16 protein-coding genes and 1 tRNA gene are annotated in these 22,090 nt (G+C 59.6%); 9 read left to right on the forward strand and 8 right to left on the reverse strand.

Translation table 11 applies throughout. The annotated features are described in order from the left end of the window. Positions 1–120 precede the first annotated feature (120 nt). Entirely contained in the window at positions 121–1,086 is a 966-nt protein-coding gene (locus CHN51_RS13670; protein WP_100094516.1) for a bile acid:sodium symporter family protein, read from the forward strand. 88 nt (positions 1,087–1,174) lie between these two features. Here CHN51_RS13670 and CHN51_RS13675 read toward each other — a convergent pair whose 3' ends face one another. Together CHN51_RS13675 and CHN51_RS13680 are read right to left on the reverse strand one after the other, a co-directional pair. Further along, entirely contained in the window at positions 1,175–3,682 is a 2,508-nt protein-coding gene (locus CHN51_RS13675; RefSeq protein ID WP_240616731.1) for an FtsX-like permease family protein, read from the reverse strand. Continuing rightward, complete coding sequence (locus CHN51_RS13680) at positions 3,679–4,404, reverse strand: ATP-binding cassette domain-containing protein (protein ID WP_100094517.1); 726 nt, start codon at positions 4,402–4,404, stop codon at positions 3,679–3,681. Before CHN51_RS13680 ends, CHN51_RS13675 begins: the two co-directional genes overlap by 4 nt. Before the next feature lie 17 nt (positions 4,405–4,421). Between CHN51_RS13680 and CHN51_RS13685 the strand changes: the two genes are divergently transcribed. The 3 genes from CHN51_RS13685 (at position 4,422) to CHN51_RS13695 (ending at position 7,224) form a co-directional block, all read left to right on the forward strand. Further along, positions 4,422–5,138, forward strand: a complete 717-nt coding sequence (locus tag CHN51_RS13685; RefSeq protein WP_100094518.1) for an arylesterase — start codon at positions 4,422–4,424, stop codon at positions 5,136–5,138. Between the two features lie 160 nt (positions 5,139–5,298). Beyond that, positions 5,299–6,504 carry a toxic anion resistance protein gene (locus CHN51_RS13690; RefSeq protein ID WP_100094519.1) on the forward strand — a complete coding sequence of 402 codons (1,206 nt, stop codon included), beginning with the start codon at positions 5,299–5,301 and terminating at the stop codon, positions 6,502–6,504. A gap of 6 nt (positions 6,505–6,510) precedes the next feature. Further along, positions 6,511–7,224 (forward strand): hypothetical protein, encoded by a 714-nt coding sequence (locus tag CHN51_RS13695; RefSeq protein ID WP_123906329.1) that lies wholly within the window; start codon positions 6,511–6,513, stop codon positions 7,222–7,224. A gap of 83 nt (positions 7,225–7,307) precedes the next feature. Here CHN51_RS13695 and CHN51_RS13700 read toward each other — a convergent pair whose 3' ends face one another. Further along, positions 7,308–9,437: a molybdopterin-dependent oxidoreductase gene (locus CHN51_RS13700; RefSeq protein WP_164089226.1), complete on the reverse strand. Its 2,130-nt coding sequence runs from the start codon at positions 9,435–9,437 to the stop codon at positions 7,308–7,310. Positions 9,438–9,688: 251 nt separating this feature from the next. Here CHN51_RS13700 and CHN51_RS13705 point away from each other — a divergent pair, with 251 nt between their 5' ends. The 3 genes from CHN51_RS13705 (at position 9,689) to CHN51_RS13715 (ending at position 13,732) form a co-directional block, all read left to right on the forward strand. Beyond that, positions 9,689–10,276, forward strand: coding sequence for a carboxymuconolactone decarboxylase family protein (locus CHN51_RS13705; RefSeq protein WP_100094522.1), 588 nt, complete (start codon positions 9,689–9,691; stop codon positions 10,274–10,276). 11 nt (positions 10,277–10,287) lie between these two features. Beyond that, a complete protein-coding gene (locus tag CHN51_RS13710; RefSeq protein WP_240616732.1) occupies positions 10,288–11,553 on the forward strand; it encodes a cytochrome P450 in 1,266 nt (421 codons plus the stop codon). A gap of 118 nt (positions 11,554–11,671) precedes the next feature. Beyond that, positions 11,672–13,732 carry a catalase gene (locus CHN51_RS13715; RefSeq protein WP_100094524.1) on the forward strand — a complete coding sequence of 687 codons (2,061 nt, stop codon included), beginning with the start codon at positions 11,672–11,674 and terminating at the stop codon, positions 13,730–13,732. A gap of 180 nt (positions 13,733–13,912) precedes the next feature. On the opposite strand, the gene CHN51_RS13720 is transcribed toward CHN51_RS13715, so the two are convergent. Both CHN51_RS13720 and CHN51_RS13725 read right to left on the reverse strand, forming a co-directional pair. Beyond that, positions 13,913–13,986, reverse strand: a tRNA-Gln gene (locus CHN51_RS13720). A gap of 58 nt (positions 13,987–14,044) precedes the next feature. Continuing rightward, on the reverse strand, positions 14,045–14,707 hold the full coding sequence (locus CHN51_RS13725) for an SOS response-associated peptidase (RefSeq protein ID WP_100094525.1): 663 nt from the start codon (positions 14,705–14,707) through the stop codon (positions 14,045–14,047). 113 nt (positions 14,708–14,820) lie between these two features. Here CHN51_RS13725 and CHN51_RS13730 point away from each other — a divergent pair, with 113 nt between their 5' ends. Beyond that, positions 14,821–15,933: a Ppx/GppA phosphatase family protein gene (locus CHN51_RS13730; protein ID WP_100094526.1), complete on the forward strand. Its 1,113-nt coding sequence runs from the start codon at positions 14,821–14,823 to the stop codon at positions 15,931–15,933. Next, entirely contained in the window at positions 15,930–16,604 is a 675-nt protein-coding gene (locus tag CHN51_RS13735) for an RlmE family RNA methyltransferase (RefSeq protein WP_100094527.1), read from the forward strand. The genes CHN51_RS13730 and CHN51_RS13735 overlap by 4 nt, the downstream gene beginning before the upstream one ends. On the opposite strand, the gene CHN51_RS13740 is transcribed toward CHN51_RS13735, so the two are convergent. From CHN51_RS13740 to CHN51_RS13750, 3 genes are all read right to left on the reverse strand, one after another. Continuing rightward, on the reverse strand, positions 16,601–17,386 hold the full coding sequence (locus tag CHN51_RS13740; protein ID WP_240616733.1) for a DsbA family protein: 786 nt from the start codon (positions 17,384–17,386) through the stop codon (positions 16,601–16,603). The genes CHN51_RS13735 and CHN51_RS13740 overlap by 4 nt on opposite strands. Before the next feature lie 85 nt (positions 17,387–17,471). Continuing rightward, positions 17,472–18,824, reverse strand: a complete 1,353-nt coding sequence (locus tag CHN51_RS13745; protein ID WP_100095648.1) for a M48 family metalloprotease — start codon at positions 18,822–18,824, stop codon at positions 17,472–17,474. A 168-nt stretch (positions 18,825–18,992) separates the two neighbouring features. Continuing rightward, entirely contained in the window at positions 18,993–21,743 is a 2,751-nt protein-coding gene (locus tag CHN51_RS13750; RefSeq protein WP_100094528.1) for an Rne/Rng family ribonuclease, read from the reverse strand. Positions 21,744–22,090 lie beyond the last annotated feature (347 nt).

A 22,090-nucleotide genomic window follows, 5' to 3' on the forward strand; every position in this document is an offset into this window, starting at 1 on the left:
AGGATAGGGCGGCCATAGGCAAAGCCCCAATATTGCCGCGCCCTTAGCCTGTTTGGTGCTGCGCCGCAACATTAGAAAGCTTGCCAAATCATTCGACGCCATCCATTTGGCGGTTTCACCATGCAAACCCTTCGCCTGATCCTCAATGACAAATTCATCTGGCTGCTTAGCGGAGCGGTGCTTTTGGCGACGCTGCTGCCAGTGCAGGGGGTAGCCAAAGATATTGCCGGCATTTTGTTCAACGCCGGGATTTTTGCTGTTTTCCTGCTGCACGGAATTCGTCTCGAACGTCATGAAGTGAAGGCAGGTCTGCGCAATATCCGGTTGCAGGGAACGATATTCTTCTGGGTCTTCGGCGTAATGCTGGCCATCGGCCTGTCGCTTTCGAAACTGGTGGATCAGGTCCTGCCCGCCGATGTCGCGCTAGGCTTTCTGTTTCTGGGCGTCTTGCCGTCCACGGTGCAATCAGCGACAAGCTATTGCGCGATTGCAAACGGCAATGTCGCCGCCTCGGTTGTGGCCAGTGCCGTCATAAATCTCGTTGGTGTATTCCTGTCGCCGCTCCTCTTTGCCCTGCTGGCCAGTGCGGCAGGGGTCGAGATTACGTCAGATACGGTCATCAAGCTTGCCGCCATATTGGTGCTGCCGTTCGTTCTCGGGCAGACTTTTCAAAAATGGTTGCGACCCGTTGTGATGCAGCACAAGGATCTGACGGGCTGGATCGACCGGGGCGCGATCGCACTTGCGGTCTATGTCTCCTTTTCCGCCGCGATAATTGCCGGCATGTGGAGCCGGGTGAGCGGCCTGGAATTTATCTGGCTGGCGGTTGCGCTGCTGTTCTGGCTGGGACTGGCCTTTGGTGGCACATGGCTGCTGGGCGGTATGATGGGGTTCGCACGCGGAGACCGCAAAACCCTGCTATTCTCCGGCGCCCAAAAGAGCGTTGCTATTGGCGCTCCGCTGGCGGCGATCATTTTTGCCCCCGAGCGGGCCGGCCTCGTGATCCTGCCGCTGATTTTCTATCATCTCGCGCAATTGTTCCTGTCCGCGCCAGTGGCCGTGCGATTGGCGGGGGATGAGGATTAACGAATCATCGCCCGTTTGTCCCGAGCCTGTCGAAGGACCGCGCGCGGCGCTAGAGGCAGTTCGACAAGCTCAGTGCGAACGGGAAAATCTAAAGTTCTCTTAGTGCTCTGGCCGGTTTGGCAGACAATACCGGAATGGACCCCAGCAATCCGATACCCAGAGTAGCCACCGCGCCGATGGCCAGCGTCAGCAGGACAATTCCCCAATCGGGTTGCCAGGTGAACTCGAAAATCTGCGTGATCACGAACCAGCCGGCAAACAGGCCGAGGCCCAATGCCACTGCGGACAGAAGAAATGCCAGCAGCGCATATTCAATGGCCTGAACCGACAATATCTGTGCGCGGGTGGCGCCGAGCAGTTTCAGGATCACGCTGTCATAAACCCGGGCCTGACGCGATGCTGCAATGGCGCCGATCAGCACCGCAATGCCGGAGAAGATCGCGATCGAGGCGGCAGCGGCAATCGCAGTCGCCATCTGGTCGAGTATATCGCCGATCTGGGAGGCGATTTCCTTCACCTTCACCATCGAGATGGAAGGGAATTCCTTGGGCAGGATATTGAGGAGCGTATCTTCTTTTGCCGTGTCCATCTGGATGGTCGCCGCGACATTATGCGGCACATCGGCGAGCACGCTGGGCGGGAAGACCAGCACATAGTTGAAGCCGAAATTGCGCCAGTTGACCTTGCGGAACGAAGCAACCGTGGCCGGGATTTCCACGCCGAGCAGGCTGACCGTCAGGCTGTCGCCGATCTTCAGCCCCATTGCCGCACCTTGCTCTTCATCAACCGAGACCAGCGGCGGACCGTCATAGTCGGCAGGCCACCATTTTCCGTCGGCGATTTCGCTGCCTTCGGGGATGGTGGCGCTATAGGTCAGGCCGCGATCACCACGCAGTACCCAGGCGCCTTCCGGCAATGTTTCGAGTTCCGATACGCGCTGGCCGCGGAACTCGGTGATGGATCCGCGCAATGTCGGTACGATATTCACTTCGGCCGCTGTGGACGTCTCGGCGACCTTGGACCGGAACTCGTCTGCCCGTTCAACCGGAATGTCGAGTACGAAAAAACTGGGCGCATCGCGCGGCACCGTCGACTGGATTTCGTTGGTCAGGCTGGTCTGGATAGCGGCCAGTGTGGCGAACAGCGTCAGGCCCAGACCCAAAGCCACCACAAGCTGGCCCGTCTGTGCCCCGGGACGATGAAGGCTGGTGAGGGCGAGCCGCATGAGCGGATGTTTCGGTCGTGGCGCCTTGCTGGCCAGCCAGCGGATCAGCGCCCCCAGTCCCGTCAACAGCAACAGGATAGCGGCCGCCGCGCCGATGAAGGAGGCCGAGAACAGAGGCTCGTTGGCCGTGCCCAGTGCGAGCGCTATGATCGCTGCTATGGCCAGGCCAACACCAATCCAGCTTTGCCGGTCGATCTGGCGCCAGGATTTGCCTTCTCCACGGATGATACCCGCTGCGGGGATGGTCTTTGCCCGCGACAGGGGCGGCAGGGCAAAGATGACGGCGATCAGCAGTCCGTAGAGCGCGCTGACCAGCAAGGGCAGCGGATAGACGGCAAATTCCGGTTTGATGGGCAGGACATCGCCGGCGATCTGGATGATGGCCAGCGGCGCCAGAGCCCCGACCACGAGCCCCAGAGCAATCGCGCCCAGGGCCACCGCCATGATCTGGAAAAGATAGATGCGGAAAATCATCGCGCTGTCGGCGCCGAGTATCTTGAGCGTCGCGATCGCGCCCTGTTTGCCGCGCAGGTAGGAGGCGACACCATTGCCGACGCCGATCCCCGCGATCACCAGTGAGGCGAGGCCGACCAACGTGAGGAATTGCCCCATGCGCTCGATAAAGCGCCGCGTGCTGGGCGCGCCATCGTCGCGGGTCTTGGTCTCCCAAGAAGCGTTGGGGAATTGTTCGGAAAGCCGGTCGCCGACGTCGCCCGGAACCGCTGTTTCAGGCAGCTTGAGCCGATATTTGCTTTCAAACAGGCTGCCGGGCTGGATCAATTGGGTGGCGCGCAGACCGTCGAGTGAAGTGATTGCTACCGGACCGAGGGAAAGACCTTCGCTGAGCCGGTCTGGCTCTTCGGCGATAATGCCCGAGACAGTGAAGCTGGCCTCGCCAAAGTCTATCTGATCCCCGCTTTTCAATGCCAGCCGCTGCATCAGGGCAGGGGTGACATAGATGTCCTGAGGGCCGGGTGCTGAGACCCTCTGGCCATTTTCGAGCGTGAAATTGCCATATAGCGGATAGGCATCATCGACGCCCTTCAGTTCGACCAGTTGCGTGTCGCTGCCATCGGGCAAGCGCGCCATAGCCTGCATGCGCAGCGTTTCGGAGAGGGTTCCCGCCTGCTTGAGAGCGGCCAGTTCCTCGCTAGTGGCTTCGCGCTGGGCAACCGCAATCTCAAGATCGCCGCCCAAAATCGCCTGCCCGCGATTGGCCAGTTCTTCGGTGATCGCGTTGGTCAGGCTTCCAATGGCCGCCAGCGTGGCGACACCGAGGAACAGGCAGATGATCAGCAGCCGCAACCCGACGAACCTTCCGCGCAGATCGCGGCGGGCAATGGTCCATGCCTTGCTCAGTTCAGCGCTCACGCGGCGCTGTCCCGTTCGATCAGGCCGTCGCGCAATTCGATAATCCGGTCGCAGCGTTTGGCCAGTTCCGGATCATGGGTGATGATCAGCAGGGTTGCCGATGTGGCTTGCTGGCGATCAAAGAGCAGGGTGATGATCTTCTCGCCGGTGGTGCCGTCGAGATTGCCGGTCGGTTCGTCGGCGAAAATGATCGTCGGCCGCGACGCCATGGCGCGGGCGATCGCGACGCGCTGCTGTTCGCCGCCGGAAAGCTGGGTCGGATAATGGCCAAGCCGGTCACCTAGACCGACCGCCGTCAGTTCCTTGGCCGCAATGTCGAAAGGATCGGGCTGGCCGTCCAGTTCGAGCGGTACCGCGACATTTTCCAGCGCAGTCATCGTGGGAAGCAGGTGGAAGGCCTGCAATACGATGCCGACCCGGCCCCGCCGCGCAACCGCCAGTTGATCTTCGTTCATCGCGCCAAAATCAGCGCCCGCAATATTCACCGAGCCGCCGGTTGCCTGTTCCAGACCGGAGAGGATCGCCATCAGCGACGATTTTCCCGAACCCGAGGGGCCGAGCAAGGCGACGGTCTTGCCCTCCTCGATCGACAGATCGATGCCGCGCAATATATCGACACGGGCGTCGCCTTCCCCCAAAGACAGGGTGACATTCCGGGCTGCAATCGCGATATGGGGTTCAACTGTGGCGGCGTCGCTCGTTGCGGCGTTTTTCTGGATCATGGGGGTAAGGATATCCGATGTTGAAGAATTTGGTCTTATATGGGTTCACGCTGGCGTTTCTGCAACTTCTGATCGCTTGTGGCCCTGCAGCCGACGAGCAGCAAGCTGTTCGAGAGGACGTAGCAGCAGTTCCGGCGGACAGCAGCGGCGATCAATCGGCACCGACCGAGGAGGCCGAGTTTCTCGTCGTGGCTTTTGGCGACAGCCTCTATGCCGGCTATGGTCTGGACCAGAAAGAGGGCTTCGCTCCCGAGCTTCAGGCGGCGCTGGAGGCGGCTGGCAAGGACGTTCGGGTCCATAATGCCGGTGTTTCGGGTGACACCACGGCAGCGGGATTGCGGCGGATGGATTTCGTGCTCGACAGCCTGGAGCGCAAGCCGGATCTGGTGATATTGGGACTGGGTGGCAATGATCTGCTGCGCGGCCTGAAACCGGCGGATACCCGGGCGAATATGGAAGCGATGGTCAAGAATCTGCAGGATCGCGGCATTGCCGTCATGCTGACGGGCATGCTCGCTCCGCCCAATCTTGGCGCGCAATTTACCGATGAATTCAATGTCATCTACCCTGCACTGGCCAGGAAATATGATGTCGCGCTCTACCCGTTTTTCATGGACGGGGTGCTTGGAAATCCAGAGCTTTTCCTGCCTGATGGCCTGCATCCTACCGCCGAGGGCATCGATATCATCGTCGGCAAGATCACGCCGCAGGTGGCGGAATTGCTGGAAGGCTGAGCCTTGTTGGAAATTGGAAGAATTGGAAGCATGCTGCACCGTGCCGGAAAAACTGTATTATTTTACTAATACACTAGTGGAAACGCTTGAAAAGCGCGGCATTTGCATCCATTTATAGAGAAAGCCCCGCACTGGTGCCGGGGCAGGGAGGCTGAACAGCATGGCGACCGAAACAATCACCGCGACCGACGAACTAAAACTGACTCCGCCTGATCCGGTGGTGCCCGTCGCGCCCGAAAAGGCCGCTGGCCTGGTGCCGGTCGGTGACGAAATAAAGTCGAAACTGGAAGAAAAAGTAGACAGTTTTATCGACGATCTGATCGCGCAGGACGAAAATAGCCCCGAATTCGGCAAAAAAGTGGACCAGATCACGAATATGGGCCGCAAGGAAATCGCCGAAGCGGCAGGCCAGTCCAACCGTTTTCTCGATCGCCCGATCCGGACGATGGACGAGGAAAGCGGTATTGGTTCCGATCTCGCCGAGTTGCGGCGGACGGTCGAGGACCTCGATCCCGGCAAGCGGGGCAATCTGACGACCAAGAAGAAGCTGTTCGGGATCATCCCCTTCGGCAACAAGATGCGCAACTATTTCGACGGCTATAAAAGCGCGCAAGGCCATATCGGCTCAATCCTCGACCGGCTTCGTTCGGGCAAAGACGAATTGTTGATGGACAATGCGGCGATTGACGTCGAGCGCAAGAATCTCTGGGCGGCGATGGGCCGGCTCGAGCAGATGATCCATGTGTCCAAGGTCATGGACCAGAGGCTGGAAGACAAGGCTGCCGAACTGGACGCGACCGATCCGGCCAAGGCCAAGGCGATCCGCGAAAGCGCGCTTTTCTATGTGCGTCAGCGGACCCAGGACCTGCTCACCCAGATGGCGGTGACGGTGCAGGGCTATCTCGCCCTCGATCTGGTAAAGCGCAACAATGTCGAACTGGTCAAGGGCGTTGACCGGGCCAGCACGACCACCGTCGGCGCGCTGCGCACCGGTGTCACCGTGGCCCAGGCGCTGACCAACCAGAAACTGGTTCTCGACCAGATCAGCGCGCTCAACACCACAACAGCGGGCGTGATCGACAGCACCAGCGAGATGCTGAAAAACCAGACCGGCCAGATCCACGAACAGGCCGCGTCGTCGACCATCCCGCTCGAAACGCTGCAACGGGCGTTCCAGAATGTCTATGACACGATGGACAATATCGACACGTTCAAGTTGAAAGCATTGGAAAATATGAAAGCGACGGTCAATTCGCTGTCCGGCGAGATCGAGAAGTCGAAGGGCTATATCGCGCGATCCGAAGGGCAGGCGAAGGCGCAATTGGAAGCGCCTTCCGAAAATCCCCTGTCAGCGCTGGAGGAATAGAGGCTGGTGCCAGAAACTAATCAGCAGATATTGGATAGCGCCAAACGGGCGTTGCAGGATTCGCAATTCCGGCGTTCGATCGGCAATCGCTCCCATCAGTTGAAGCGCGGCCATTTTTTCAAGAAACTGGGTCGCGCGGCGATGTGGACCGCTGCTGTGCTGGTCGGTGCCAGCATTGTTGGCGGGATATTGAGTGGCATTGGTTTCTGGGGCGTGATGATTTCTGCTGGCCTGATCGGCGGCGGTATCTGGGCGTCGATGAAATTTCCGAAGATGAAGGTCCCGACGCCGGAGACGATCATGAAATCGGATCTCAAGTCGTTGGCGGGCAAGACGGAAATCTGGCTGGAAAACCAGCGTCCGGCTCTGCCCGCGCCCGCGGTGCAGATCGTCAACGGCATCGGCGTGCAGCTGGACATGCTGTCGCCGCAACTCAACAAGCTGAACGAGGGCGACGCAGCCGCTTATGAGGTGCGCAAGCTGGTTGGCGAGCATCTGCCCGAGCTGATCAACGGCTATAAGGCGATACCGCCTTCGATGCGGAGCCAGGCCAATGACAGCGGCAAATCGCCGGACGAGCAGCTTATCGGCGGCCTGTCCCTGATCGAAAAGGAGATTTCGGGTGTTACCCAGCAGATTGCCAAGGGCGACATCGACAATCTCTCGATCCGCGGCCGCTATCTTGAACTCAAATATGACAAGAGCGCCGAAGCGGAATAAATTCCGGTAATTTGTCCAGCCGCCAGAGATTGGTTCTTCCATCCACCGGCTGACTGGGGCCGGGATCGGGCAGGCACCATTTGCTATGCACTCCCCGTGATCGCGGAACGGCGGATCCGCACCGGTGTGCCGTTAAAACGGGGGACCCGCGCGAGCGGATCGAGATCCTTGCCGGACACGAGCGCATTCCGGTTGATGCCCTTTGATCCGACAATCGCACCCTCCTGCGGATCAAAAGTGCGGGAGCCCCATCCATATTCCATGATCGCCACTCCGGACCGCAGGCTATCGCTGACTTTAAGCCGTACATCCAAAGCAGCGGTCAGGCTTTCTACCTCAACCATGTCGCCTTCCTTCAGCCCGTCGCGTTCCGCGTCACCGGCGTTGATCACAATTTCCGAACCGACGCCTTCGCGCAGACGCGACGCGCTTGATTCGGTCAGCCAGCTGTTCATCGTCTGCAGGCGGCGGCGGGAGATGATCTGGTAGGGGAAGCGGCTGTCCGCTTCCGGTGTTTCCGGTTCGAGCAGCCGCTCGCTCAGCAGGCTCAGCAATGCCGGCGGCGCCGCCGCGATCTTGCGGTCGTGGGTTTGCAGGTTCTCGGAGAGCCGGCCATAGGTCTTCGGTCCGAGATGCAGGCCGTGCGGATGGGCTTCGATTGTGGCCCGGTCGACCCGTCCGCCCATTGCCAGCAAGCCGTCTTCCACGGCAGAAGGTTCCGGTGGAAACAGACCCTGAAACAAAGTCAGGCCAAGCGCGGCGGAAAGGTCCCGGTAAAACTCCCATTCGGCGCGCATGCCAGCTGGCGGCGGCACCGTCCGGCGCGCCTTCTGGACGAAGGGAACGTCATGGAAAGAGCTGTAGAGCACGTGAATTTCCTCATTCTCGAGAAAATGCAGGCCGGGGATAAGCCAGTGGGCATGTCGATGGCTTTCCCGCTGGAACAGGTCGACCGCGACCAGACAGTCCAGACTGGCGAGCGCTTCGTCGAGCCGCGGGCCATCCGGACCACTGATCACCGGATTGCCGGCGTTGATGATCAGGCCGCGGATCTGGCCGCGACCCGGCGTCAGTATTTCGTCAGGCAGTTCCGCCAGCGCGTGCGCTCCGGCGACCGGATCCCACTGGCGCAGGCGGCTTGGCACTCGGGCGGGAGCAAATACATCGGCGCCCAGCTTCATGAAATTTGCGACGCCGTCGCACAGCACGCGGCCGCCAGGAGTGTCGGTTCTTCCGGTTATCAGATTCAATATGTGGCTCAGCCATTCCGCGAGCACGCCGTTGCGCCCCATCGCGCTGCCGGTACGGGCCACGCATGCAGCGGATTCTGCCGTCGCGAAGCCGATCGCAACCTGCTCTATATCTGAAAGCGCTATGTCGCATCGGCGGGCCAGACTGGCGGGATTTTGCGCGAGCGCGATTTCCCGCACGCGCTCGAAACCGGATGCGGCATCGCACGCCGCACGATTTTCAAGCCCGTTCGCCAGTATCAAATGGATGACCGCCAGAAGGAAGGCCCAGTCGCTTTCGGGAAGGGGCGCAAGATGTCTGGTTGCGCGCTTGGCGGTTTCGGTCCGTCTCGGATCGACAACCACCAGTTTTGCGCCATTTTCTACCGCTGCCAGAACGCGCTTCCAGCCATTGGGAACGGAACCGACCCAGCCCATGGCGCTGACCGCCGGATTGCTGCCGATGAGCAGCAGATAGCGGCACTGGTCAACGTCGGGGATCAGGGTGGTGTAGGAAGAGCCGTACATCTGTTCGCCGACATAATGATAGGCATTCTGGTCGATGGATCCGACCCAATAGCGATTGTGCGATCCCAGCGCGTCCATGAAAGCGCCATGGAAAATCGAATTGGCAAAATTGAACGCATTGGGATTTCCGACATAGGCGCCGATGGCGTCGGGACCGTCGCGCTCGATAATTTTGCGGAATGCCCCGGCGATGCCATCGACTGCTTCTTCATGGCTGACCGCGACATATCGGTCGCCGACCCGTTTCATCGGCGAACGCAGCCGGGCAGGGTGAGTCCGATATTCGTCCGCCGTCGCCCCCTTGATGCAGAAGTCGGCCCAATTGTGCGGATTCTCCTTGTCGGGCTGGATACGCAGAACCGCATCACCGCGGGTCGTAACCTTCAGACCGCATAGTTGCTCGCAGATCGCGCAATAGGTATAATGTTCCCGCTTCTGCGGCGAAATATCGGTCATCCCCGTCCCCATTTTAATATGTCCTATAGACACTATTTCTCTGCGACATATTAGGGCGCGGGTGTTTTGATTGTCAACCGACCTGTCGGATACTGATGGCCGCCAATCGCCGAAACATGCCGTCAGCAAAGGTTGTCGCCGGGAAAAGAAACTGCATGGCCCCTGCAAATCCTTCTCAAATTCGACAGTATCGAAACGGGTGACAAAGCCTAGCATGAGCGAAAAATAATCACCGGATTGGAGAGGGTCTGATGAGCCGGATATCGAAGCTGCCGCCGGAGGAATGGGATCCGCGGATCAGGGATGCTGTGAATCCCGATGCCGCCACCGATCTGGAGCAGGGGCTCGTCCGCTATTTCGCCCATTGCCCGGAACAGGCGCTCGGCTTGATGCAATTTGGCGGCGCGCTCAAGGCAGGCCGCAGTCTGCCGGAGCGGCTGGTGGAACTGGTACGACTTCGCATCGCGTTCTTCAACCAGTGTCGCAGTTGCATGGCGATCCGTTACACGGACGCTGTCAACGACGGCGTCGACGAAGGCGCGGTCTGTTCACTCGAAAAGCCGCAGGAAGCGGATGATCTCAGCGACGCGGAGAAAGCGGCCATTCATTATGGCGAGCTGATGGCGACCGATCATCTGGCGATTGATGATGCGGTCCATGCTGGTCTGCGCGAACATTTCAGCGAAGCGCAGATTGTCGAACTGGGCATGACCTGTGCTTTTTTCGTAGGCTTCGGACGATTGGCGGCGACTTGGCATATGGTCGACGAACTGCCCGAGGCGTTTCAGAAAGCCGAGACCATTGCACCATGGGGCGAAGAGAAAATTCAGGTGCGCTAGGGAGAAAGAATATGGCGACCAAGGCCGAGATCAATCTGTTCGATGTGGAAACACAGCAATGCCCCTATGACGCCTACAAGACGCTGCGCGACGAAGCGCCGGTCTACAAGCAACCGGGCACGGATATCTATGTCATCACCCGCTATGAGGATGTCCGTCGCGTATTGCTGGACCCGGAAACATTCCCGAGCAGCCCGAAGAAATTCGCCGCCTTCAACAAGACCGGCGCCACCGAACGGCAACAGGTGGTGCAACAGCGGTTCGAGGAAAACGGCTGGCTACCGGAGCCAACCCTGTCGAGCCGCGATGATCCCAATCACAAGCAGATGCGGGCGATGTTTAACGAGGCGTTCAAGCCCAGCAAGATCAAGACCATGGATCCGCTGGTCGAAAATCTCGCCTATGAACTGATCGACGGCTTTATCGACGATGGCCAGTGCAACTGGGTCAGCCAGTTTGCCGTGCCGCTACCGCTCTATATCATCGGCGAGCAAATGGGCGCGCCGCGCGAGGATATGTGGAAGATCAAGAGCTGGACCGATGCCTTCTTCCACCGCATTTCGATGATGCTGGACGAGGAAGCCGAGCTGGAAATGGTCGACCGCGAAATCGAGGGGCAGCATTATTTCAACCCGGTGTTCGAGCGTCTGCGCAAGCAGCCCGATGACAGCCTGCTCAGCGAGCTGGTCAACCGGGTGATCGAGGAATGGGGCAGGCCGCTCAACGATAACGAGCTGCACGCCGAGATGATGGCGGATACATTTGTCGGCGGCAGCGAAACCACGACCAATGCGCTGGCTTCGGGCATCCGCCTGCTGATCGAGAACAAGGACGTCTGGGAGCAGCTGAAAAGCGATCCCGACAAATATATGAAGACCTTTGTCGAGGAAGTGGTGCGGCTGGAATCGCCGGTGCAGAGCCTGATGCGTTTTGCCGGCGAAGAGGTCGAGATGCACGGCGTCACGATTCCAAAAGGCGCGCTGATCAATATCCGCTATGCCGCGGCAAATCGCGACGAGAGCGTGTTCGAATGTCCCGAGAAAATCGATCTCGAGCGCAAGCGGGCAGGGGCACATATGGGCTTCGGTTCCGGCGTGCACCACTGTCTGGGTGCGCCGCTCGCCCGGCGTGAACTGATCTGGGGCTTTACCGCGGTGGTCGACCGGTTCGAGGATATGTGGTTCATCGAGGGCAAGAATGATTTTGCCATTCACCCGCATTTCCTGCTGCGCTCGCTGAAGGAACTGCATATCGGTTTCACGCCCAGGGCGAACTGATCCTGCCGCTCCGGCGCGCGGCACCAACCTGAAATTTTATCGGCTGTTCCGGTGAACCATCTCGCTCAACCTGCGTAGGTTTGAGTGAAGAGACGTGTCCCCAACAAAGGAATAAGCGATGAAAGACCTGAAACTCGGCGAGAATGGCGAGCCTCGCCAGACTGCAACCGGCGACGACGATATCATGACCACGCAGCAGGGTATGCCGGTATCGGACGACCAGAACAGCCTGAAAGCCCATGCCCGCGGCGGCACGATGCTGGAAGACCAGGTCATGCGGGAGAAGATTTTCCACTTCGATCACGAACGGATTCCCGAGCGCGTCGTCCATGCGCGCGGCTATGGCGTGCACGGCCATTTCGAACTGACCGAAGCCATTCCGGAACTTTCCAGTGCCGATATTTTCCAGCGGGTCGGCGAAAAGACGCCTTTATTCTGCCGCTTCTCGACGGTTGCCGGCAGCAAGGGCTCACCCGATGTCGCGCGCGATGTGCGCGGATTTGCGGTGAAATTCTATACCAAGGAAGGCAACTGGGATCTGGTCGGCAACAACATCCCGGTCTTCTTCATCCAGGACGCGATCAAATTCCCCGACCTGATCCACTCGGTCAAACCGGCGCCCGATCGCGGCTTTCCGCAGGCGCAGAGCGCGCATGACAATTTCTGGGACTTCATCTCGCTGAGCCCGGAATCCATGCATATGGTGATGTGGGTGATGTCCGACCGCGCCATCCCGCGCTCCCTGCGCTTCATGGAAGGTTTTGGCGTCCATACCTTCCGTCTGGTCAACGCCGAGGGCAAATCGCATTTCGTCAAGTTCCACTGGAAACCGAAACAGGGCATGCAGTCGGTGGTCTGGAACGAAGCGCTCAAGATCAACGGCATGGATCCCGATTTCCATCGCCGCGATATGTGGGATGCTGTCGATTCCGGTGATTTTCCGGAATGGGAATTGGGCGTGCAGGTCTTTGACGACAAATTCGCCGACGAGTTTGAATTTGATGTGCTCGACCCGACCAAGCTGATCCCGGAAGAACAGGTGCCTGTGAAGATCATCGGCAAGATGGTGCTCGACAATAATGTCGACAATTTCTTCGCCGAGACCGAGCAGGTCGCTTTCTGCACGCAGAATATCGTGCCGGGTATCGACTTCACCAATGATCCGCTGCTGCAGGGACGGAATTTTTCCTATCTCGACACCCAGCTGAAGCGGCTTGGCAGCCCCAATTTCACCCATATTCCGGTGAACGCGCCGAAATGTCCGGTGCGCCATTATCAGCAGGACGGCCATATGGCGATGACCAACCCCAAGGGGCGGGTCAATTACGAACCGAACAGCTGGGATGAAGGAGAGGGGCCGCGCGAGGATCCGATCAAGGGTTTCAAAAGCTATCCGGAAGAGGTGGACGGCACCAAGCAGCGCGTCAGCTCCGAGACCTTTGCCGACCATTATAGCCAGGCGCGGCAATTCTATATCAGCCAGACTCCGATCGAGCAGGACCATATTGCCGCTGCCATCACCTTCGAGCTTTCCAAGGTGGGCAAGGAAGCGATCCGCGAGCGCATGGTTGGCCATCTGCGCAATATCGACGATGATCTGGCGAAAAATGTCGCCGACGGCATCGGCATGGACAAGCTGCCCGAGAAGATCAAACCCGCGCGCAAGCCGGTTGACGATCTGCCGGTATCGGACGCGCTGAGCATGCTCAAAAACCCGCCGGAAAGCTTCTCGGGTCGCAAGCTCGGCATCTATATCGCCGAGGGCGGCGATGCCGATCTGGTGAAGGCGCTGAAAAAGGCCACCGAGGATGAAGGCGGCACCACCGCGATCATCGCGCCGCATATCGCCGGTGCTAAATTGTCCGACGGCAAGATTATGCCGGCGGACGAGAAGATCGACGGTGGCCCCTCTGTTGTGTTCGATGCCGTGGCTCTGGTCATGTCGGAAGATGCAGCCGAAAAGCTGTCGACCAACAAGCCGAGCCAGGATTTCGTCAGCGACGCCTTCGCCCATGTGAAGTTCATCGCTTATTCCGAAGGCGCGATGCCGCTGCTGAAAGCGGCGGGTATTGCAGACAAGATGGACGACGGTGTCGTCGAGATCGGAGCGAAGAAGGACGCTGCGAACTTCCTGACCCAATGCAAGCAATTGCGCCACTGGGACCGGGTCTCTGGCTAAAGGAACACCAAAGCTGCAGCGCTGGCGACGAAAGCCGTCGCGCTGGGGCGTACAATAGCAAGACCGTCGAAGCGGCAAGCGATCACCCGTTTGCCGCTTCGATGCGTTTCCGGCCTATGGAATAGCCTGAAACGGAATATCAAAGCGCTGTCAACGCGGAACTCAGGATGTAGGAAAAACTGGATCCCCCGTGAGGATTCGAACCTCAATTAACGGAGTCAGAGTCCGTGGTATTACCATTATACGACAGGGGAATGCCGGTGCGCGGGGCAATAGGCATGGAGATGGCCGGGGTCAACCCTTTTGGTGGTCTTATTCTGCGATTGGTTGCAGCAGTTCGGGACCGTTGTTGCGGTTGCTGTTGACCAGGCTGGAAATTCGCGTCGTTGCGAGTTCGCCCTGAAAGCTATTCGTCAGCTTTTCCGCCTCTTTCCAGCCATCATCCATCCAGATGTCGACGTCGGCCCGTTCGAGAATGGCCGGCGCGCGGTCGTGAATAGGCGCGAAAGCGGGCGGCGCGGCGGTGGTGATGACCGCATAGCTGTTGATGTCGAGCCGGTCATTATGCGTCCACAGGCCGGCGAGCAGCATTGGCTGGCGATCGCCGCGCTCGACCTTATACGGGGTCTTGGTTGTTCCGTCGCGCTGCCATTCGTAGAAGCCGGAGACCATGATGATGCAGCGATTCTGCTCCAGCAGCGGCTTGAACGAGGGTTTCTCGGTCAGCGTCTCGGCGCGGGCGTTGATCATATTGGCGGCAAATTTTGTGTCTTTGGCCCAGTGCGGCACCAGTCCCCAGCGCATCAGTTCCAGCGACCGGCCACCCTCGCGGTTGACGCATACGGGAACGCTCTGGGTCGGGCAGATATTATAGTTGGGCTGGAAATTGCTGTTGGGCGAGGGCTGGACGATCGCCAATATGTCGCGATATTCCGCCCAGGTCAGTTCTTCGTGGCTGAATTTGCGGCCGCACATGATATTTTCCGTTCGACTTGGTTACCGCCCCTTGCGTCTCTGCTGCTGCGGCGTTATCTTCACCGGCAAGTACCGGCGGTATTATCCGATCCGGAGAACATAAGAGTACGGTTATGGCGGATCAAGCATCCCCATCGCCGCTAGATACAAAAGGCGGATCATCCGCAAGGAAATCCCGCCCGAAACATGCGGCGACACATAATGGACAGAGTCGAGTTGCGCCTCCTGTTCACGCAGGCAACGGCCGCTGGCCCAAGTTGCGGTCCTATGCAGCAATCGATCTGGGAACCAACAACTGCCGGTTGCTGGTGGCAAAACCGTCTTCCGACGGCTTCATTGTCACCGATGCCTTTTCGCGCGTTGTGCGACTGGGCGAAGGACTGGTCGAATCCGGAAAGATCAGCAGTCGCGCCATGGACCGGGCGGTTGCCGCTTTGTCGATCTGCGCCGACAAGCTGCGGCGTCGCAATGTGACTTTGGCCCGCTCGGTGGCCACCGAAGCCTGCCGGCGCGCCAGCAACGGTGATAAATTTATCGAGCGGGTACGGCGGGAAACCGGCATCGCGCTCGACGTGATTACCGCAGAAGAAGAAGCGCGGCTGGCGGTTCTCGGCTGCCACATCCTGCTCGAACCGGGCGAGGGGCCGGCGCTGATCTTTGACATAGGCGGTGGCTCGACCGAGCTGGTGCTGGTCGATACCAGCGGCTCGGCACCGGAAATTCTCGATTGGCAAAGCGCCCCCTGGGGCGTGGTTTCGCTGACCGAGAGCGAGAAATTCGACGGCGATGATCCGGTAGCGCGCCGCGCCGCCTTCGCCGCCATGCGGGCCCGGGTCAGCGACAGTTTTGCCGATTTCGCCGCGCGCCTGCCGCGGCTGGACCAGTGCGATTATCGCCTGCTCGGCACGAGCGGAACCGTGACCACATTGGCGAGCCTGCACCTGAAATTGCCGCAATATGACCGCAAGGTTATCGACGGTCTCATCGTTCCCACGGAATCGATGCGGGAAATCAGCAATATGCTGGCCCATGCCTCGCCGCAGGAACGGGCCGATATCCCGTGCATCGGCCGCGAACGCGCCGATCTGGTTGTCGGCGGTTGTGCGATACTCGAATCGATTCTCGATATCTGGCCCGCCAGCCGTGTCGGTGTAGCGGATCGCGGTATCCGCGAGGGCATTTTGCGCTCGCTGATGTCGGCAAACGAGCGGAGCGCGGTCCGATGAGCCGGGGCAGGTCAGGAACCAGGCAGAAGGTCAAGACCGCCAAGGGCCGGAAGATCGGCTCGACGCGCTGGCTCGAGCGGCAGCTCAACGATCCCTATGTCAAGCAGGCGAGAGCGGAGGGTTATCGCTCCCGTGCAGCCTATAAGCTGCTGGAGCTGGACGAGCGTTTCAAGCTGGTGCGCAACGCCAAGGCGGTGGTCGATCTCGGCATCGCGCCGGGTGGATGGTCCCAGGTGATGCGCAAATTTGCGCCCAAGGCCGCGGTCGTGGGTATCGATCTGCTCGACGTCGATCCGATCGAAGGGGTCACCATTTTCAAGATGGATTTCATGGATGATGCCGCGCCGGATCTGCTGATCGAAGCGCTTGGCAGCGCACCGGATCTGGTATTGTCCGACATGGCGGCCAATACGGTCGGCCACCAGCAGACAGACCATTTGCGGACCATGGGACTGGTCGAGGCAGGCGCCTATTTTGCGGTCGAAAATCTGCAGAAGGGCGGCGCTTTTGTGGCAAAGGTTCTCGCCGGCGGTACCGACAACGAACTGCTGACTTTGCTCAAGCAGCATTTTGACGTGGTGAAGCACGCCAAGCCGCCGGCAAGCCGCAAGGGCTCGTCCGAATGGTATGTGATTGCCCAGGGGTTCAAGGGCAGGGCGGACGACGCCTAGTTGGCGGCGCGCGCCTTTGCGACCATTTCCTTCAAGCCTTCAAAGCCGACCGCGCCGACTTCCGACTGGTTGCCGACGACCCAGGCCGGGGTACCGGTAAAGCGCAGCTGCTGCGCCGCTTCGATATTGGCCTGGATTTCCTGCTTGGCTTCCGCCGAGGCGATGAAGGCGCGCGCAGCCGGCATGTCGAGGCCGACTTCATTGGCGGCAGCCGCGATGGTCGAGGGTGTCGGACGTCCGGTCGCGAACATGGTCTTGTGGAAGGCGTAATATTTGCCCTGCTTGGCCGCGGCCAGCGCCATCAGCGCAGCATCATTGCTCGATTCGCTGAGAATGGGGAGTTCGCGGAACACGACCTTCACATTCTTGTCCTCGGCGATCAGCCTGGCGATGTCGCGCTCGGTCTGCTTGCAATAGGGGCAGTTGAAATCGGAATATTCAACCACCACCACATCGCCATCGGGATTACCGGCAAAGGCATTTCCGGCGAAAGGCTTTTCGATTTCTGCCCGAATAGTATCGATCGCGCCGGCCTTCTGGCGGTTCTGCAATATTTCAACCGCCTCGGGAATGATCTCCGGATTGTTGAGAATATAGTCGCGGACAATGGCCTCGATCGCTTTCTGTTCCTGGGCATTGATACCTGCCGCCAGCGCGGCTTCGCTGGCCGCTTCGGTCGAGGCGCTGCTGCCGGTCTGCCAGAACCAGACACTCACTGCTGCCGCTATGGCCAATCCGCCACCCGCCATAATCATCCACTTTCTGTTTGAAATGTCGTCCACAATCGGGTTCTTTCCTTGAAGCATGGCAATGGCCATGGCTGTCGGGCTTGTCCAGTCCAAATGGCCCGGACCCGCGCCTCACGCCCTAGCGGCGACGGCTGTTCTTTTCAAATTCGGCTTTGGCGATAAAGGATATGTCTTCGGCCCGGATCCAGTCCGGGCTGTTCTCCGGGATGCCCGACATGGCGATCTGGGAACTGCGAATGGCGCCGGCATAATTGCGCTCCAGCAAAGCGCTCTCCGCTGTCGCCAGTTGCGCGCGCGCAATATCGCCCTTCTGCGAATAGACCACGCCCAGCTGATACCATGCGAAGGGATTGCGGTTGTCCTTGTTCACGGCGGCCTTCAGCACCTGGGCGGCCTCGTCGAGATATTGCGGATCTTCCGTGGCGATCAGGGCATGGCCGAAGAGGCTGGCGATCAGCGGCTGGTTGTTGGTCAGTTGCACCGATTTGCGCAGCGATTTCAGGGCGCCGTCGGGATTGCCGGATTCGAGCAGGATCTGTCCGTGCAGTTCCAGAAAATAGGGATCGTTCGGGGCTGACTTGAGCAGATTATTGGCTTCGTAGAGCGCGCGGTCGGGATAGGCGCTCTTGTGCCAGGCATAGGCGCGCGCATAGCGGGCAGGGACCGACTGGTCGCTTTCGGGATATTTGCGCAAGGTCACCGCAGGGTCCGAGGTAAAGCCGAGCAGCTTGGCCTTGACCCGCTGAAAGCGGGCTTCGATCTGCGGGTCGGATGGTTTGTCCCAGGCGGGATCCTTTTGATAGACGTCCCTGAGCAGGGTTACGCGTTCGCCGGACAGCGGATGGGTCCGCCCGTAGCTGTCCTCCTGCGGGATGCCGAGACGGAATTCGTAATTCTGCAATTTCTTGAAAAAGTCGATGGAGCCTCTGCCGGATATGCCGGCTGCGCCCAGATAGCGGGCACCGGCGGAATCGGCGGAGCGTTCCTGTACCCGGCTGAAGGCAAGGAACTTGCCCATCGCCGCTTGCTGGCCGGCGGCCAATATGCCCATGCCGGCGTCACCGGCTCCGGCAGCAATGGCTGCGGCGCCCAGCACCAGGCTGAGAATGGTTATTCCGGTTGCGGTTTTCGCGCCTTCGTCAAAGCGGATGATATGTCCGCCGGTGATATGGCCGAGCTCGTGCGCCATCACGCCTTGTACTTCATTGGCGCTGTCGGCGGTCTCGATCAGGCCGGAATAGAAATACATGCGCTGGCCGCCCGCGACAAAGGCGTTGATCTGGCTGTCGTTGATCAGGATGACCTCGACGTCCTTGGCATCCAGTTCGGATACCGCCACCAGCGGGGCCACCATGTCGGTGAACAGGGCTTCTGTTTCGGCGTCGCGCAAGATCGACTGGGCGACAACCGGTTGGACGGCGATCGATATTATCGCCAGAAATGCAACCATCAGACGGGTTAGCCGGCCCATGGCAGGCAGGCCGATGCGGGAAAATGAAACAGCAAGAAAATTGCGCATGAAATTCCTTAGCATGAAAGTCTGGCGGGAGTCCTTTCTCCTGACATTAGCTGTCTGAACAGTGGATGAAAAGCATGGCCTTCCCGCCGGAAACATCCGGCGGGAAGCCTATATCGTCAATCAGCCGAAGGTGCGTTGCCACCAGCCCTGACGGGGCGAACCGTCGCTGGATTCCTTGGCGTCGCTGTCGGACGTTTTGGCTACGGCCTCGTCCTTGGGCTTGGCTGCCGCTTCGTCCTTCGGCTTGGCCGCTGCTCTCGGCTTCCGAGGCTTGGCCGGTGCCTTTTCCTTGGCGTCTTTTACCTTGGCCTCTTTCGGAGCTTCGGTTGCCGCCTTGTCCGACGTTTCCGCGCTATCGGCCTTTTTCGCCCGTGATCGCGGCGCCCGTTTTACCGGTGCCTTTTTCTCGGGAACGGCATCAGCGCTTTCGCTTGTGGCTTCAGCAGCAGGCGCATCGGCTGCCGGCTTGGCCTTGCGCGGGGCGCGGCGCCGCTTCGGCTTTTCTTCGGCCGCTTCGGCATCCGGCTCGGTGCTTGCCGCTGGCTGCTCGGCCGGGGCTTCGCTTTTGGCAGAGCGGCGTCTTGTCCGCGGCTTGGCCTCGGCTTTTTCCTCACCGGCGGTTTCGGCTTCCGCTACCGGCGCAGCATCCGCCTTGCGGGCGCTGTTGCGACGCGAGCGCGGCTTCGGTTTCTCGGCCTGTTGACCGGCATCCGCATCCTGCGGATGCGCGGTCGCTTCGCCCTTGTCGCCGCCCGAGGATTCGCCGCCATTGTCAGCCGAATTCTGGCCGCTGTTGTCGCCATTATTCTCCGCCGTGCCGGCTTCGCCGCGATCACCGCCGCGGTTCCGTCTGCCGCGCCGACGCCGTTTGCGCTTCGGCCGTTCTTCGCCGTCGTTGCGGTCGCCGCGTTCCGGACGCTCGCCACGTGCCTCATTTGCATCATTGTCCGCCTCGTCGACCTGATCATCATCGTCATCGTCGATGATGGGTTCGAACTTGGGCATATTTTTCGGCGGGCTGCCGGAGGTCTGGATTTCCATCCGCGCGCCTTCGGTTTCGCCGTCGGGAACGATTTCGATCGAGACGCCGTAGCGATTTTCGATATCCTCGATTTCGTGACGCTTGCTGTTCAGCACATAGATGCACGCTTCCTGGCTGGTGCGCAGGCTGATCTGGCTGGCCTTGCCCTTGGCGGCTTCTTCCTCAAGCAGACGCAAAACCGATAGCGCGGCGGAGGATGCCGTGCGGACCAGTCCCGTGCCTTCGCAATGCGGGCAGACCTTTGTTGAGGCTTCTAGCACGCCGGTGCGCAGGCGCTGGCGGCTCATTTCCATCAGGCCAAAGCTGGAGATGCGTCCAACCTGAATCCGCGCGCGATCGTTTTTCAAGGCATCGCGCATCGCCCGTTCGACTTTGCGGACATTGCCGTTGCGGTCCATGTCGATGAAATCGATGACCACCAGACCGGCCATGTCGCGCAGTCGCAATTGACGTGCGATTTCGGCGGCGGCTTCCATATTGGTTTTTACAGCCGTCGCTTCGATACCATGTTCGCGGGTCGAGCGGCCCGAGTTGATGTCGATCGAGACAAGAGCCTCGGTCGGGTTGATCACCAGATAGCCGCCCGATTTCAGCTGGACTTCCGGCGAATACATGGCCGACAGCTGGTCCTCGACGCCATAGCGCTGGAACAGCGAGACCGGATCGGCGTAGCTCTTCACCCGCTTGCTGTGGCTCGGCATCAGCAGTTTCATGAAATTCTTGGCTGCGGTATAGCCGCTTGCCCCTTCGACCAGCACTTCCTCGATCTCGCGGTTGTAAATGTCGCGGATCGCGCGTTTGACGAGATCGCTGTCGCTGTGGATCAGGCTTGGTGCCGTCGCGCTCAGCGTCTTCTCGCGGATTTCGTCCCAGAGACGGGCGAGATAGTCAAAGTCGCGCTTGATTTCCGGCTTGGTGCGCGAAAGACCGGCGGTGCGGACAATGCAGCCCATGCTGGTCGGCAACTTCAGATCGGCGATAATTGATTTCAGACGCTTGCGATCGCCGGCATTGTTGATCTTGCGGCTGATACCGCCGCCATGCGATGTGTTCGGCATGAGCACGCAATAGCGGCCCGCCAGGCTGAGATAGGTGGTGAGGGCAGCGCCCTTGTTGCCGCGTTCTTCCTTGACGACCTGGACGAGGACGACCTGCCGGCGCTGGATAACGTCCTGGATCTTGTAGCGTTTGCGCAGGGCCATGCGCTTCTGGCGCGCCTGGTCGCTGGCTTTGGGCATGCTGCCCTTGCCGCGTCCCTTTTGCCGGCCACCGCGACCGCGACGGCCGCCGCTCTTGCCCTTGGATTCGCCAGTGTCTTCGGAGGAATCGTCTTCGGAATCATCATCCTCGTCGTCATCTTCGTCGTCGCCATTTTCTACCGGGATCTCGCCTTCGGTAACATCGATCGTGTCGACGCTTTCGTCCTGGTCGACTTCGACGAGCGCGGTGTCGAGTTCTTCGGTGGCTTCGCTGCGCACCATGTCGGCGGGCGCGTCATCCTCTTCCTCTTCCTGGGCGCGCAGGGCTGCTTCTTCAGCCGCATGTTCGGCTTCCTCGGCGAGCAGGGCTTCGCGATCTTCTCTCGGAATCTGGTAATAGTCAGGGTGGATTTCGGAAAAGGCCAGAAACCCGTGACGGTTTCCGCCATAATCGACAAATGCCGCCTGCAGCGACGGTTCGACCCGGGTAACTTTTGCTAGATAGATATTGCCTTTAAGTTGTTTGTGCTCGGAAGATTCAAAATCGAATTCCTCAATTTTGTTTCCCTTTACGACCGCCACCCGGGTTTCTTCCTGGTGGCGCGCGTCGATTAGCATGCGCGTAGTCATTCAATAGTCTCCTGGCAGGGAGCGCCGGATCAGAGCCCGGCGGGTCCATGCAATATAATGGGGATGACGTTTTCGTGCGCGCGTTCCTTTGATGAGGGGCGGGCGTCGTCATCCGGTTGATTTGAAATATTTCAGATAAAAATGTGTCTGCAACAACCGCATGGCTCTGGCCGTTAGCCAAAGACTTTCCGCCCATGGAAGCGCCTCCGAAACGGAGAGCCTCTAAGCCGGAGATTTCATGCCTCATGTTGCGTCAACCTGGTAGATGCCGAATGATTTTCGGCATTTAGACGAACCGTTTCCGGATTCTTTCCGAAAGGTTCAAACAGGCTGCTAGCACCGCTCGC

This window comes from Sphingorhabdus sp. YGSMI21, assembly GCF_002776575.1.
In the GTDB taxonomy this organism is placed as follows: domain Bacteria; phylum Pseudomonadota; class Alphaproteobacteria; order Sphingomonadales; family Sphingomonadaceae; genus Parasphingorhabdus.